Raw genomic sequence first — 13440 nt, 5'->3', positions numbered from 1 at the left:
TAAAAGAGAAGAAGGTAAAGAAACAAATGTTTCTTTACCTTCTTTTATTCGCCACATTAAGCCGATTTAACGCTCGATAGAGTGCTATTTCAGCCCTAGCCATATCAATCGATTGATTTTGCTCGTTTTTAGCAGCTTCAATTTTTTGTTCTGCACGCTTCTTAGCTTGTTCAGCTCGTGAGATATCAATATTTTCTCCTGTTTCAGCACTGTTAGCAACAATTGAAACCACGTTGTCACGCACTTCAATAACGCCACCATTTACTGCAACCCAGTCGTTAACATTTTCTTCTCTATCAATCCGTACAGCATCAATTTTTAAAGGGGCAATCAACGGGCAATGTTTGGGCAAAATACCAAGCGAACCTGCTTGAGTATTTGCAACCAAAAATTTTGCTTCGTGCTCATAAATCAATCCATCTGGCGTAACAATATTAACCATAAAGGTACTCATAATGACTTTCCCTCCTTGTTAGTAGCCCATTTTTTCTGCTTTTTCAACTGCTTCTTCAATGCGCCCAACACTTCTGAAGGCTTCTTCAGGTAAGTGGTCATATTCGCCGTCTAAGATTGCTCTAAATCCTTTAATTGTTTCATTCAATGGTACATAGCTACCAGGTTGTCCTGTAAATTGCTCAGCCACGTGGAAATTTTGTGATAAGAAGAATTGGACACGTCTAGCACGTCCTACTACTACTTTTTCTTCATCACTTAACTCATCCATACCAAGTATCGCAATAATGTCTTGCAATTCTTTATAGCGTTGTAATAAACGTTGCACTTCTGTGGCCACTTTATAATGTTCTTCACCAACAATATCTGGCTCTAAGGCACTTGAAGATGATGCCAACGGATCTACCGCTGGATAAATCCCTTGTTCTGTCAAACGACGTTCCAAGTTAGTTGTTGCATCCAAATGCGCAAAGGCTGTTGCTGGAGCCGGGTCAGTATAGTCATCGGCAGGAACATAAATCGCTTGAATTGATGTGATTGATCCATCTTTTGTCGAAGTGATACGTTCTTGTAACTGTCCCATTTCAGTTGCTAACGTTGGTTGGTAACCAACGGCTGAAGGCATACGTCCTAAAAGAGCTGACACTTCAGAACCTGCTTGAGTAAAACGGAAAATGTTATCAATAAATAGTAACACATCTTGTTTTTCTTCATCACGGAAATATTCTGCCATAGTCAAACCAGTTAAAGCTACACGCATTCTGGCACCAGGTGGCTCGTTCATTTGTCCAAACACCATGGCTGTTTTCTTGATAACACCAGATTCCTTCATTTCAAAGTAAAGGTCGTTACCTTCACGCGTACGTTCACCAACACCGGCAAACACTGATAATCCACCTAATTCTTGAGCGATATTGTTAATCAACTCTTGAATTAACACTGTTTTACCTACTCCGGCACCACCGAACAGTCCAATTTTACCACCTTTTAAGTAAGGCGCTAGTAAATCGATAACTTTAATTCCTGTTTCTAATATTTCAGAGTTTGTACTTAATTCATCAAAAGCAGGTGCTTTTGCATGAATACTATCTCTTTCAATTTCGTCTCCAATAGGTTCACCTAAGTCAATAGTTTCACCTAATACGTTAAAGACTCTACCCAATGTTTCAGGACCAACTGGAACACTGATAGGACCTCCTGTATGAAGAACTTCCATTCCTCTTTGTAGTCCGTCTGTAGATTCCATTGCAATTGTTCGAACGATTCCATCACCAATTTCAAGAGTTGTTTCTAACACAACTTTATCTTTACTTCCAGCTTTATAAACGATTAACGCATCATTTATATCAGGTAATGCTTGGTCTAATGGAAAAGCCACGTCAACAACGGGACCAATGACTTGGGCTATTTTTCCTACTTTCATCTCAACAATTCCTCCCCGTCATTATTCTAAAGCAGCTGCTCCACCAACAATTTCTGTGATTTCTTCTGTAATGGCTGCTTGACGTGCTCGGTTATAAGAAATGGTCAAATCATCAATGATATTTGTCGCATTTTCTGTGGCACTCTTCATAGCAGTCATGCGGGCAGCGTGCTCTGCAGTTTTAGAATCTAAAACTGCTCCATATATTAAACTTTCAGCGTAAAGGGGCAGTAACGTATTTAAAATAGCGTCTGCTGAAGGTTCAAGAGTATACTCTTGTTCGTACGTTTCAGCTTCTTTAGCATCTAAGTCAACGATTGGTAAGATTTTTTCTGCTCTAAACGATGAGGATAGTGTATTAACATGATGGTTATAACATACATACAATTCATCAAACATCTCACTATTATACATTTGTAAAGCAGAGTTTACGATACGTCTTACCTCACTATAACTTGGGTAGTCGCTTAATCCTCTTAATTCATAAGCGACTGGTAAATCACGATGCTTGAAGAAATCTGAACCTGTTCCTCCAATAGCCATTAACACCACATTCATGCCGTCTTCTTCGTCTTTTTTGATAATTTCTAACATGTTTTTTAAAATTGAACTGTTATAACCACCTGCTAAACCTTTATCAGAAGTTACTACAATATATCCAACTGTTTTAACTGGTCGAGCAATAAGCATTTGCTGATACATTTCCATCTCTTGCTCAAAACCAGAAAAATCAGAATTATCTATCGCAGTTAACTGTGAAGAAGCCAAATGAGTTGTCATACTTCTTACTTTAGAAGCATACTCTTGAAAGCGTCTTGATGATTGTTCAGATTTCGTCAATTTAGAAGCTGCGACCATTTGCATGGCACTTGTAATTTGACTGGTCTTTTTTGTTGAAGCTATTCTCTTCTTAATATCAATAAGTGAGCCGCCCATGTTCAATCACCACTTTCTAAGATTGTTTTACTTCATCTGCAACAGAGAATTCACTAGAACTAAAAATTCCTTTAAATTCATCGATTGCTTTATCCATATCTTCTGGATTTGGTAATCCTTTTGTTGTACGGATCGTATCAAAGATTGCTGGATAGTTATTATCCACGTATTCAAATAATTCACGCTCAAAACGTAAAATATCTACTACAGGAATAGTATCCAAAAATCCATGAGTCAAGGCATAAAGAATTAAGACTTGTTTTTCAACAGCCAATGGTTCATGCACATTTTGTTTTAGTACTTCAACAGTTCGTTTACCACGGTTTAATTTAGATTGAGTTGCCTCATCCAAATCAGAACCAAATTGAGTAAAGGCTTCTAACTCACGGTAACTTGCCAAATCAAGACGAAGTGTACCTGCAACTTTTTTCATTGCTTTGATTTGAGCAGATCCCCCAACACGTGATACTGATAACCCAGCATCAATCGCAGGACGAACACCTGAGTAGAACAAATCACTTTCTAAGAAGATTTGTCCATCAGTAATAGAAATAACGTTTGTTGGAATATAAGCAGAGATATCTCCCGCTTGTGTTTCAACAAATGGTAAGGCAGTCATTGATCCGCCACCTAATTCATCACTCAATTTCGCTGCTCTTTCAAGTAAACGAGAATGTAAGTAGAATACATCTCCAGGGAACGCTTCACGACCTGGTGGACGACGTAATAGTAATGAGATTTCACGATAAGCTGCTGCTTGTTTTGATAAATCATCATATACGACTAATACGTGTTTTCCATTATACATAAACTCTTCACCCATACTTGCTCCAGCATAAGGTGCTAAATAAAGTAATGGGGCTGGTTGTGATGCACTGGCAGACACAACAATTGTGTAGTCCATTGCACCATATCTTTTCAAGATTTCAACTTGGTTACGTACAGTTGATTCTTTTTGACCAATTGCAACGTAAATACAAATCATGTCTTGATCTTTTTGATTTAAGATTGTGTCAATCGCAATGGTAGTTTTACCAGTTTTACGGTCACCAATGATTAACTCACGTTGTCCACGTCCAATAGGTACTAATGCATCAATTGCTTTCCATCCTGTTTGTAGTGGTTCTGATACTGATTTACGAGCCATAACACCAGGAGCTGCTGCTTCAATTGGTCGTGTTTTGGTTGTAGCGATTTCGCCCATACCATCAATAGGTTGTCCTAAAGGATTAACCACGCGTCCAATTAATGCTTCACCAACAGGTACTTCCATAATACGTCGTGTACGTTTTACTTTGTCGCCTTCACGTATTTGTTCAAAATCCCCTAAAATGATAATACCGACACTATCATTTTCTAAGTTTTGAGCCATACCATAAACACCATTATCAAATTCCAATAATTCTCCCGACATGGCATTTTCTAATCCGTAAGCACGAGCAATACCGTCACCAACATAGGAAACTGTTCCAACTTCATCTACTGTTAACGATTCTTCGTATTTAGCAAGTTGTTGTTTAATATGCGAACTAATTTCTTCCGCTTTTATACTCATGTATCTCACCTCTCACCTTGTCGTTAAACATAAACATCAAGCCAATAATTTAGCATGAATATTATTTAATTCTGTTCTCACACTTTGATCAATGATTCGATGTTCTGATTCGACAATCATTCCACCCATTATGCTTGGGTCTAATTTTGGTCGTAAAACAACTTTATTTGCATGAAATTGTTTTGCCAAACGTTTTTCTAAGTCATGTCTTTGTTCAAGTGATAATGCAACAGCTGTGGTTACATTTACTACAATGATACCAAATTGATCATAATAAAGATGCTCATACTCATCAATAATATCAAGCATTTCATTCATACGACCATAATCATAAACCGTATGGATAAATTTGGCCAATGTATCACTAAAACTATTTTCTAAATCTTTTACAATATTCACTTTTTCAAAAATGGATAAACGATCATCTGATAGTATATCACCTAAATCTGGTACTTCATGATAAATTTCTCTAAGTTGTAATAATTCTTGGTAGATTTCATTTATCATATTTAATTGAGTTGCTTCGGTAAATAACGCTTTACCATAAGTTCTTGCGACACTAAATTTCTTATTCATTGTCATCAACTCCTAGCTTATCAATACTTGATTGAACCAACTCTTGATGAGCACTAGCTGACAATTCCTTTTTAAGTATTTTAGAAGCAATTTCAATAGATAAGTCTGCGACTTCTTTTTTAGCATCCGCCAATAAACGTTCTCTTTCAAGACGTAAATCTTCTTGGGCTTGTTTTTTCATTCTTGTTGCATGTTCTTGAGCTTCTACAATAATCGCATGAGCATTATTCTCAGCAACATCTTTTGCTTGAGCAATAATACTTTGTGCTTCAGTACGAGCTTCTTTTAATTCCACTTCTCTTTGTTTGGCTAAATTAGCAGCGTCTATTTTTGATTGTTCTGCACTATCAATATCGCCAGCTATTTTGTTTTCTCGTTCGTCTAACATCTTTGTTAGAGGTCCCCAAGCAAATTTCTTTAACGCTAATAACAATACAAGAAATGAAACAGAGACAAATAAAATGGTACTAAACGTTGTTTGTCCAGAACTTGCAATCACTAATTGATTCATCATGTGATTACGACACATCCTTCCCTGACTTTCATTTAATTACAACTTTTTAACCCTTGCTTGTATATGTTATTTAAATAATAATAATAAGGCAATAACGACACCAATGATAGGAATCGCTTCAATTAAGGCAACCCCAATAAACATAGTACTTCTTAATTGACCTGATAATTCTGGTTGACGTGCCATTGATTCTAATGTTTTAGAGATAACTTTACCATTACCATAACCTGCTCCGATAGAAGCTCCTAAAACTGCGATAGCTGCTGCAATATATTGCATAACAATTCTCCTCCTAAAAATGTTTTTATACGTTTACTTATACTTCTTCTACTTCTACTTTATGTGAGATATAAACCATCAATAAAGTAGCGAAAATAAATGCTTGAATTCCACCAATGAAAAGCGAGAAGGCTTGCCATATCACTTCAAGTGGCAGAGCCAAAATAAATTTCGTTGGACTACTTGATCCTAACCCTGCAATTAACGATAGTAACACTTCACCTGCAAAAATATTACCGTAAAGACGTAAACCAAGTGTTAATACATTAGTAAATTCTTCTATTAACTTGATTGGTAATAAAAAGCCGACTGGTTTCATATAACTATTAACAAAGTAACCTTTAACACCTTGTTTTTTGACCCCATAATAATTAGCCAAAATAATCGCAATAAATGCGAGTGTCAAAGTTACGGTTGGATCAGCGGTTGGGCTCTTCCATAATGATACATCACTTGGGAATAAAGTCACTTTTGTAATGAGTCCTAAAGTATTTGATACTAGCACAAACATGAAAAAAGTAAATGCCAATAAATGGTACTCTTTTACTTCGTTCTTCTCAACGTTATCACCTACGATACCACGAACAAAGTCAACAAGTGCTTCCATGACATTTTGTTTACCAGTAGGTTTAAGCTTTAAGTTTCGTGTACAAAAATACACTAATCCAAAGACAATCAAACAAGTTAATATAGTCATACTTACGACCGTTCCATCAAATGTTAAACCTCCAATGGTAAACAACCAGGATTTTTCTTCCACCACATTTCACCCCTTTTCTTCTCAATATTAAAACAAATTCAGAAGTTTTTTAGCTTCTGTAACAGTGTATGAAAAAATGTTTTTTGATACATACATTTTTCCACATAGGAATACATCGATAGACTGTTACTATCGAAACTATAATACCACCAAATGATAAATAACACAAAGTAAATCAGTAGAATTCTCACAACTTTCATACAAAAAAATTGACAAATGAAAACTTGGTTAAAACATACTCAAAATAATGAAATTTAACCTCTTTGTTAATCCAGTTGTTTTTAAAAAGTCTTACTTTACCCCCCTAATTAGTCACCTCCATAAAAAAAGTATAAAGACACCTTCCAAAATGATTATCTTTACACAAAGAATTAAACTTTGATCGTTTGATAATCCACTTTAGCAAGTGTCATCAGCTCAGAAATGCCGAGCCTGTATAAGGAACAACATCCTTATGTCTCCCCATGCTAACATGCTTAGTAAAAAAAAGACAAACAACGACTAAAATGTACGTTGTTTGTCTCTCAAAGCTCGGTTAATTTCACGGTTCATATCTTTTCGTTTTAAATCTTCTCGTTTATCATATTGCTTTTTCCCTTTTGCTAACCCTAGTAACACTTTAGCAAAACCATCTTTAATGTATAGCTTCAACGGAATCAACGTCACACCAGGATTTTTCATTTCTGTTTCAATTTTGATGATTTGTTTTTTATGAAGTAATAATTTCCGTGTTCTTAATGGGTCATGATTAAAAATATTCCCTTGTTCATAAGGACTGATATGAACATTCATTAAATAGGCTTCACCATTACGAACTCTAGCAAAACCATCTTTTAAGTTAACACGGCGTTGTCTAATGGATTTTATTTCGGTTCCTTGAAGCACAATACCAGCCTCAAAAGTCTCAAATACTGCATAATCATGACGAGCCTTACGATTTTGAGCAATTAAATTTCCTTCACCTTTAGGCATGAGTCATCCCTCACTTTTTCTTTTTCTTCGGTTTTTTATTCACAGATTTATAAAAAGGTTTTTTACCATTCTTGCCTTTTTTTCCTTTTTTAGAATCATCTGATTTGCCAAATGATTTTTTTGGATCTTTGCGTCGATTTGATGAAGATGACTTTTTATTTTTTTTCGGTAATTCAATTTTTTCGGTCAATGGTTCAGCTGATAACAAGTCAAAATCAATTTCTCGTGTGTCAACATCCGCTTTAGTTAATTTCACAAGAACTTTTTGACCGATTTTATATACTTTACCTGTTCGCTCACCAACAAACGCCATATGAGTTTCAATAAAATGATAATAATCATCTTTCAACTGATTAACATGAACTAATCCTTCTATTGTATTAGGTAATTCTATGAACATACCAAATTTAGTAATAGATGTGATAATACCATCAAATTCTTCATCAACTTTATCTTGCATAAATTCTGTTTTCTTCAGTTTATCGGTTTCACGCTCAGCTTCAACTGCTCGTCGCTCCATTTTAGAACTATGATCCGCAATATCTGGAATTAACTCATCCCATTTTTGCTTGATTTTATCTGTTACTTTTTCTTTTTCATATGACTTAATTAATCGATGAACAATTAAATCAGGGTAACGTCTAATTGGTGAAGTAAAATGGGTATAGTCATCTGCGGCTAATCCGTAATGACCCACTGGATCTTCCGAATATTTTGCTTGTTGCATACTGCGAAGTAACATCATACTCACAACCGGTTCTTCTGGTCGTCCATTCACTTGGTCTAACACTCGTTGCAGCTCTTTTGGTGATACCGCATCTTTTTTCCCTTTTACCATGATACCAAAATTTGTCATAAACTCTAAGAAACGCTGAACTTTTTCTTCTTTTGGATGCTCATGAATACGATAAATAAATGGCAATTGTTTATCCGTATAAGTCTTCGCGACTGTTTCATTTGCAGCTAACATAAAGGACTCAATTAGTCTTTCAGCTGCTTTTCTTGTACGTAATTTTATATCTACCGGATGACCTTCTGCATCTACCACAATATAGGCTTCTCTATCTTCAAACGAGATTGCCCCACGATTTGCTCGTTTGCTCTCTAGAATTTCGTGTAACTCATTCATCAAATGAAACATTGGAACAAGTTTACTATATTGTTTGATTGTGTCATCATTCGTTCCTTCAATAATATCATTCACTTCATCATAGGTCATTCTAGCCGTTGAATGAATCACTGTTTCAAAAATATCATGTGAGACGACATCCCCCTCACCATTTATTTCCATTTCACATGCCATGGCTAAGCGATCTACATTTGGATTAAGTGAACAAATACCATTTGATAATTTTCTAGGTAACATTGGAATCACACGATCAGTCAAATACACACTCGTTGCGCGATCACTTGCCTCAGCATCTAACGGGCTATTTTCTGTCACATAGTGTGACACGTCTGCAATATACACACCTAAAAAGTAATTGCCATTGTCTAATTTCTCAACCCGAACGGCGTCATCTAAATCTTTTGCTTCCGCTCCATCAATTGTCACAACTACTTCTTTTCTTAAATCCACCCGATGCTGTAACTCACTTTCTAATACTTCATCTGGTAATTCTTCTGCTTGTTTTAATGTGGCTTCATCAAAGTCAGTAGGAATTCCTAGCTGTAACACAATCGACAAAATATCCATTCCTGGATCATTTTTGTGGCCAACCACTTGTTTTACTAATCCTTCAAAACTATTAGTATAGCCAACTTCAGGATAGTGCGTCACTTCGACAGCCACGACACTCCCATCTTCAGGTAAAATCCCTTCCGAAGCGATAAACACTTTGTAACGACTTAGTTTTTTATCTTTTGGTGTTACCACACCATAAAGACCCGTTTCTTGCTGCTCACTTTCTGTAAAGAGTGTAAAAATACCTACTATTTGGCTGATGCCTCGCTCAATAATTTTAACTACTTTTCCTTCTGGTGCTTGGTCTTCCAATGGATTACCTGCTTTTAATATCTCGATTTCAACTTTATCTCCTTCAAGAGCATAACCAGTCTCATCTCGACTAATAAAGACATCTGAATCCTCTCCCTCAACCGTAACAAAGCCAAATCCTCGTTCATTTGAACGAAACACGCCTTCAAGAACCGTTTCTTTTGTGACTAATTTTATTTTTCCTTTTTGATTAAACGTCACAAGTTGCTCTCTTTCCATCTGAGCGATAGCTTGAACTAATTCTTTAAAATCATTGCTTTTTTGTAAATCCAGCATTTCTGCTAATTGTTCGACTGAAAATGACTTTTTTTTACTAGAGGTCATTGTCTCTAAAATTGTTTCTTTTAATGTTTTTCTCATACTTCCTCCTATTCCCATGATAGTTTTTGAATAAATTGAACCACATCTTGTTCAAATTGAATTTTATCATGGCTCACTGTGATGACATGAGTGCTATTTGGATACCAATGGACTTCAACAAACGCCTTTTTCATACCTCTTGCTGCATCATAAACGCCTTCTGCACGCACCATTTCATCTTTGGCTGATTGTGCGAGAAAAATTGGTTTTTCTACATCAGATAATCCGTCATAAACGGTTTGGACTGTTCCACTGATATCCTTTAGTTGAGTATCTAAAGGCTCTTTTATCGTATCAATTTTTTGTGTTTTTTCTTCTACTGAAAGATTTAATTGATCATAACGGTATTCACAATATTTCAAAAAATTAGGGTAAATATTGGTTGTATCCGTTGGGTCAAGTGGAGAAGAAAATGCTCCTCCACCAACAAATAAATCAGGATAAGTTTCAAGCAACTTCATTGCAAATAATCCACCCATTGATAAACCAAATACAGCAAATTGTGTATGTCCTTCTTCTTTTAAAAAGTCTATCGCACGCTTAGCATCTTGCCACCATACATCAGACGTTTGTTCTAAAATATCCATTGGATCATTTGTCCCATGACCTGTAAACATTGGAGCATAAACAGAATAACCTGCTCTTTCAACTCTTCTAGCTAATGCTCTGACATCATTTGAACTCCCTGTATAAGCATGGAATAATAACACAGCTTTATTGCTTACTTTTGAATAAAATGGTTCTATTTTCATTTATTTAACTCCCTTCAAACATATCTGCTAAGTTATTATAACAATAAAAAAATCTCCTGTCATAACAGGAGATACATTAACATTATTTTGATGACAAATACGCAAGCGCAATAGCCACTGCAACCCATGCAATACCCATAACCGTTGTTGCACGTTTCATAAATGCTTCAAACCCACGAGCTTTTGTTTTACCAAATAATTCAGTTGCACCACCTGAAAACGCACTAGCAGCACTATTTTGCTTACTTGGTTGCATCATCACAGCAATAATAATTAAAATGGATAAAACTAACATTAGGGTTAATAGAAATTGATACATATTAACTCTCCTTATCTTGATCTCTAATCATCTGTTCAATTTTATCATACCTTTTTCAATAATACCAGTGCGAAACAAACAGAAGATTATGCCATCTTACCGCCTACCGCATAGTTTCCTTTTGTCATATCAGAAATAACAATATGCACATTTTCAGTTTTGGCTCCAGTATTTTTAACAATGGCTTCAGTCACATCTTTTACTAATGCTTCTTTTTGTTCTAGTGATCTTCCTTCTAATAATTCAATATGGACAAGTGGCATATTAAAACACTCCTCTTATTCTTTTACCCTATTATAACAAATTTCCTTATGATAAGTCTAAAATTTCAAAAGGACAATATTGTTTCTATTTTCGACCTATTAACCTTATTTTTAACTAAAAGTAATGATAGTAAGCCAAACAAATAGATTTTAACGTTAACTCTCACTATACTCATACGTGCATTAAACATCAAAAGGAGAGACACCATGAAAAAAACATTACTTATTTTATCTACATCTTTATTACTTATTTTAGGTGGTTGTACAGGCGAAAAGAAAGCAACTGAATCAAACAAGAAACAATCAGATGAATTAGTGGTTGCCACATCTGGCACACTATTTCCAAGTTCATACTACAATGATAAAAATGAACTCACTGGTTATGACATAGAAGTAACAAAAGAAATTGGGAAACGACTAAATAAAAAAGTAACCTTTAAAGAATTTAACGTTGATGGGATGCTATCAGCTGTTCAAACCAATAAAGCTGATGTGGCAGCAAATGATTTTTCAATCAATAAAAAACGTGAAGAAAAATTTAGCTTATCAGAACCCATCAAGTATTCATTCGGTAGCATGGTTGTTAGAAAAGAAGATAATTCAGGTATTGCCTCGTTAGACGACATAAAAGGAAAAAAAGCAGCCGGCGAAGCGTCTACTACCTACATGAAAGTTGCTGAGTCTTTAGGTGCTACCTTAGTGAATTACGACAACGCAACAAATGATCAATACATGACTGACTTAGTTAAAGGGCGTACAGATGTCATCTTAAACGATTATTATTTACAAAAAATGGCTGTTGCTGCCCTACCTGATATGCCTGTCAAAATTTTAGAAGATGTTTATTTTAATCCGTCATCTTCAGGACTTGTTATAAACAAAGACAATGCAGCATTAAAAAAAGACATTGATTCAGCAATTTCTGACATGAAAAAAGATGGAACTTTAGCAAAAATTGCCACATCTTTTTATGGTGAAGATATTTCTAAAAAGCCATCTGTCACCATTTCAAAAACAATTGAGGTTGAATAACCATGATAATTGATACAAAATTAATGGTTGAGTCTATCCCCTTTGTATTAAAAGGATTACCTTATACTTTATTAATCAGTATCGCCTCATTTTTTCTAGGGAATATTCTAGCGAGTGTGATTTATTTATTACGATTACTCAATCACAAAGTAATCAACCAATTTCTAATTATTTACTCGTCATTTTTTAGGGGTATTCCTGCTATTGTCTTACTTTTTGCCTTATATTTCGGTTTACCTATGCAACTAAATCCTATTATAGCAAGTATTCTGTGTTTTGGTTTGACGAGTAGCGCTTTTTTATCTGAAATTTTTCGTAGTGCCATGAGTAGTGTCAATCAAGGGCAATGGGAAGCATCAAAAGCTCTAGGTATGAAAAAATTGTTAATCATTCGAGAAATCATTATGCCTCAAGCCATCAGAATTGCCATTGGTCCTATGAGCAACGTCGCGATTGATTTAGTGAAAGGCTCTTCTCTAGCAGCAATGATTACGGTATCTGAAATTTTTCAGCAAGCAAAAATCATTGGTGGAAGAGAGTTCAATTTCTTATCCATGTACTTTTTAGTCGCCTGTATTTATTGGCTACTTTGTATATTAATTGAAAAAATACAATATGCTTTAGAAAAAAGATTTCCTATACTTTCTTAATTCTCTTAGCTATCGTAAAAAGCATGTCCTAAAAACTAGGGCATGCTTCAGACTGTAGACAAAGTATTGATAAATTTCGATACTTTGTCTTTTTTTGGTAAAATAGAGAAAAGGAGTGACTATTAATGTTGAAAAAGCAAGATATGAGTAAACGTAATCAAATAGGTTTTTATTCATTAGAAGACTTAGTTCCACAGGAACATCTTCTAAGAGATATAGATAAATATGTCGATTTTAGTTTTATTTATCAACTTGTTGAGGATAAATATGATCAGTCTAATGGACGCCCTAGTTTAGACCCAGTTATGTTAATCAAACTTCCTTTGATTCAATACTTATACGGAATTAAGAGTATGAGACAAACGATTAAAGAAGTCGAAGTAAATATGGCTTACAGATGGTTTTTAGGTTTAGATATCCAAGATTCAGTCCCTCACTTTTCAACTTTTGGTAAAAATTACTCAAGAAGATTCAAAGGAACAGATATCTTTGAACAAATTTTTTATGGTATTTTAGCGCAGTGTATAGAAGCTCATTTAGTTGATACGTCTGAGATATTTATTGATGGGACTCATATCAAAGCACATGCAAATAATAAAA

At 35.1% G+C, this 13440-nt stretch carries 16 protein-coding genes; 3 read left to right on the top strand and 13 right to left on the bottom strand.

The features are described from left to right. Nucleotides 1–34: 34 nt before the first annotated feature. The 13 genes from MN581_RS00080 to MN581_RS00020 form a co-directional block, all read right to left on the bottom strand. Entirely contained in the window at nt 35–454 is a 420-nt protein-coding gene (locus MN581_RS00080) for a F0F1 ATP synthase subunit epsilon (protein ID WP_117972093.1), read from the bottom strand. Nucleotides 455–472: 18 nt separating this feature from the next. After that, nucleotides 473–1876 (bottom strand): F0F1 ATP synthase subunit beta, encoded by a 1404-nt coding sequence (atpD, locus tag MN581_RS00075; protein WP_117972092.1) that lies wholly within the window; start codon nt 1874–1876, stop codon nt 473–475. Between the two features lie 21 nt (nt 1877–1897). Next, entirely contained in the window at nt 1898–2812 is a 915-nt protein-coding gene (locus tag MN581_RS00070; RefSeq protein ID WP_117972091.1) for a F0F1 ATP synthase subunit gamma, read from the bottom strand. Nucleotides 2813–2828: 16 nt separating this feature from the next. Beyond that, nucleotides 2829–4367 (bottom strand): F0F1 ATP synthase subunit alpha, encoded by a 1539-nt coding sequence (atpA, locus tag MN581_RS00065; protein ID WP_241698892.1) that lies wholly within the window; start codon nt 4365–4367, stop codon nt 2829–2831. Nucleotides 4368–4403: 36 nt separating this feature from the next. Then, nucleotides 4404–4943: an ATP synthase F1 subunit delta gene (gene atpH / locus MN581_RS00060; RefSeq protein WP_241698891.1), complete on the bottom strand. Its 540-nt coding sequence runs from the start codon at nt 4941–4943 to the stop codon at nt 4404–4406. After that, nucleotides 4936–5457, bottom strand: coding sequence for a F0F1 ATP synthase subunit B (gene atpF, locus MN581_RS00055; RefSeq protein ID WP_241698890.1), 522 nt, complete (start codon nt 5455–5457; stop codon nt 4936–4938). The genes atpH and atpF overlap by 8 nt, the downstream gene beginning before the upstream one ends. Nucleotides 5458–5523: 66 nt before the next feature. Continuing rightward, nucleotides 5524–5736, bottom strand: a complete 213-nt coding sequence (atpE, locus tag MN581_RS00050) for an ATP synthase F0 subunit C (RefSeq protein WP_071456694.1) — start codon at nt 5734–5736, stop codon at nt 5524–5526. A gap of 37 nt (nt 5737–5773) precedes the next feature. Further along, nucleotides 5774–6496: a F0F1 ATP synthase subunit A gene (gene atpB / locus MN581_RS00045; RefSeq protein WP_117972757.1), complete on the bottom strand. Its 723-nt coding sequence runs from the start codon at nt 6494–6496 to the stop codon at nt 5774–5776. A gap of 501 nt (nt 6497–6997) precedes the next feature. After that, on the bottom strand, nt 6998–7468 hold the full coding sequence (gene smpB, locus MN581_RS00040) for an SsrA-binding protein SmpB (protein ID WP_117972087.1): 471 nt from the start codon (nt 7466–7468) through the stop codon (nt 6998–7000). A gap of 10 nt (nt 7469–7478) precedes the next feature. Then, on the bottom strand, nt 7479–9824 hold the full coding sequence (gene rnr, locus MN581_RS00035; protein ID WP_241698889.1) for a ribonuclease R: 2346 nt from the start codon (nt 9822–9824) through the stop codon (nt 7479–7481). An 8-nt stretch (nt 9825–9832) separates the two neighbouring features. Then, the gene (locus MN581_RS00030; protein ID WP_117972085.1) at nt 9833–10576 is read right to left on the bottom strand and encodes an alpha/beta fold hydrolase; all 744 of its coding nucleotides are present in this window, start codon (nt 10574–10576) and stop codon (nt 9833–9835) included. Nucleotides 10577–10658: 82 nt separating this feature from the next. Beyond that, complete coding sequence (gene secG, locus MN581_RS00025; RefSeq protein WP_117972084.1) at nt 10659–10895, bottom strand: preprotein translocase subunit SecG; 237 nt, start codon at nt 10893–10895, stop codon at nt 10659–10661. Nucleotides 10896–10981: 86 nt separating this feature from the next. Beyond that, nucleotides 10982–11158 (bottom strand): 2-hydroxymuconate tautomerase, encoded by a 177-nt coding sequence (locus MN581_RS00020; protein WP_117972083.1) that lies wholly within the window; start codon nt 11156–11158, stop codon nt 10982–10984. Between the two features lie 207 nt (nt 11159–11365). On the opposite strand from MN581_RS00020, the gene MN581_RS00015 reads away from it, so the two are divergent. From MN581_RS00015 to MN581_RS00005, 3 genes are all read left to right on the top strand, one after another. Then, entirely contained in the window at nt 11366–12190 is an 825-nt protein-coding gene (locus tag MN581_RS00015; protein WP_117972082.1) for a transporter substrate-binding domain-containing protein, read from the top strand. Nucleotides 12191–12192: 2 nt separating this feature from the next. Further along, complete coding sequence (locus tag MN581_RS00010) at nt 12193–12840, top strand: amino acid ABC transporter permease (RefSeq protein ID WP_117972081.1); 648 nt, start codon at nt 12193–12195, stop codon at nt 12838–12840. A 125-nt stretch (nt 12841–12965) separates the two neighbouring features. After that, nucleotides 12966–13440, top strand: a 475-nt coding sequence (locus tag MN581_RS00005) for a transposase (RefSeq protein ID WP_241698888.1), incomplete at its 3' end; no start/stop codon positions are given.

The sequence above is a fragment of the Vagococcus sp. CY53-2 genome, from assembly GCF_022604695.1.
Taxonomy (GTDB): domain Bacteria; phylum Bacillota; class Bacilli; order Lactobacillales; family Vagococcaceae; genus Vagococcus.
This window is presented reverse-complemented; position numbering and strand designations above follow the sequence as displayed.

What these genes read in the sequence shown, in the direction of transcription:
- MN581_RS00080 (WP_117972093.1), bottom strand. Translation starts at nt 454, where the DNA reads ATGAGTACCTTTATGGTTAATATTGTTACGCCAGATGGATTGATTTAT.
- atpD (WP_117972092.1), bottom strand. Translation starts at nt 1,876, where the DNA reads ATGAAAGTAGGAAAAATAGCCCAAGTCATTGGTCCCGTTGTTGACGTG.
- MN581_RS00070 (WP_117972091.1), bottom strand. Translation starts at nt 2,812, where the DNA reads ATGGGCGGCTCACTTATTGATATTAAGAAGAGAATAGCTTCAACAAAA.
- atpA (WP_241698892.1), bottom strand. Translation starts at nt 4,367, where the DNA reads ATGAGTATAAAAGCGGAAGAAATTAGTTCGCATATTAAACAACAACTT.
- atpH (WP_241698891.1), bottom strand. Translation starts at nt 4,943, where the DNA reads ATGAATAAGAAATTTAGTGTCGCAAGAACTTATGGTAAAGCGTTATTT.
- atpF (WP_241698890.1), bottom strand. Translation starts at nt 5,457, where the DNA reads ATGATGAATCAATTAGTGATTGCAAGTTCTGGACAAACAACGTTTAGT.
- atpE (WP_071456694.1), bottom strand. Translation starts at nt 5,736, where the DNA reads ATGCAATATATTGCAGCAGCTATCGCAGTTTTAGGAGCTTCTATCGGA.
- smpB (WP_117972087.1), bottom strand. Translation starts at nt 7,468, where the DNA reads ATGCCTAAAGGTGAAGGAAATTTAATTGCTCAAAATCGTAAGGCTCGT.
- rnr (WP_241698889.1), bottom strand. Translation starts at nt 9,824, where the DNA reads ATGAGAAAAACATTAAAAGAAACAATTTTAGAGACAATGACCTCTAGT.
- MN581_RS00030 (WP_117972085.1), bottom strand. Translation starts at nt 10,576, where the DNA reads ATGAAAATAGAACCATTTTATTCAAAAGTAAGCAATAAAGCTGTGTTA.
- secG (WP_117972084.1), bottom strand. Translation starts at nt 10,895, where the DNA reads ATGTATCAATTTCTATTAACCCTAATGTTAGTTTTATCCATTTTAATT.
- MN581_RS00020 (WP_117972083.1), bottom strand. Translation starts at nt 11,158, where the DNA reads ATGCCACTTGTCCATATTGAATTATTAGAAGGAAGATCACTAGAACAA.
- MN581_RS00015 (WP_117972082.1), top strand. Translation starts at nt 11,366, where the DNA reads ATGAAAAAAACATTACTTATTTTATCTACATCTTTATTACTTATTTTA.
- MN581_RS00010 (WP_117972081.1), top strand. Translation starts at nt 12,193, where the DNA reads ATGATAATTGATACAAAATTAATGGTTGAGTCTATCCCCTTTGTATTA.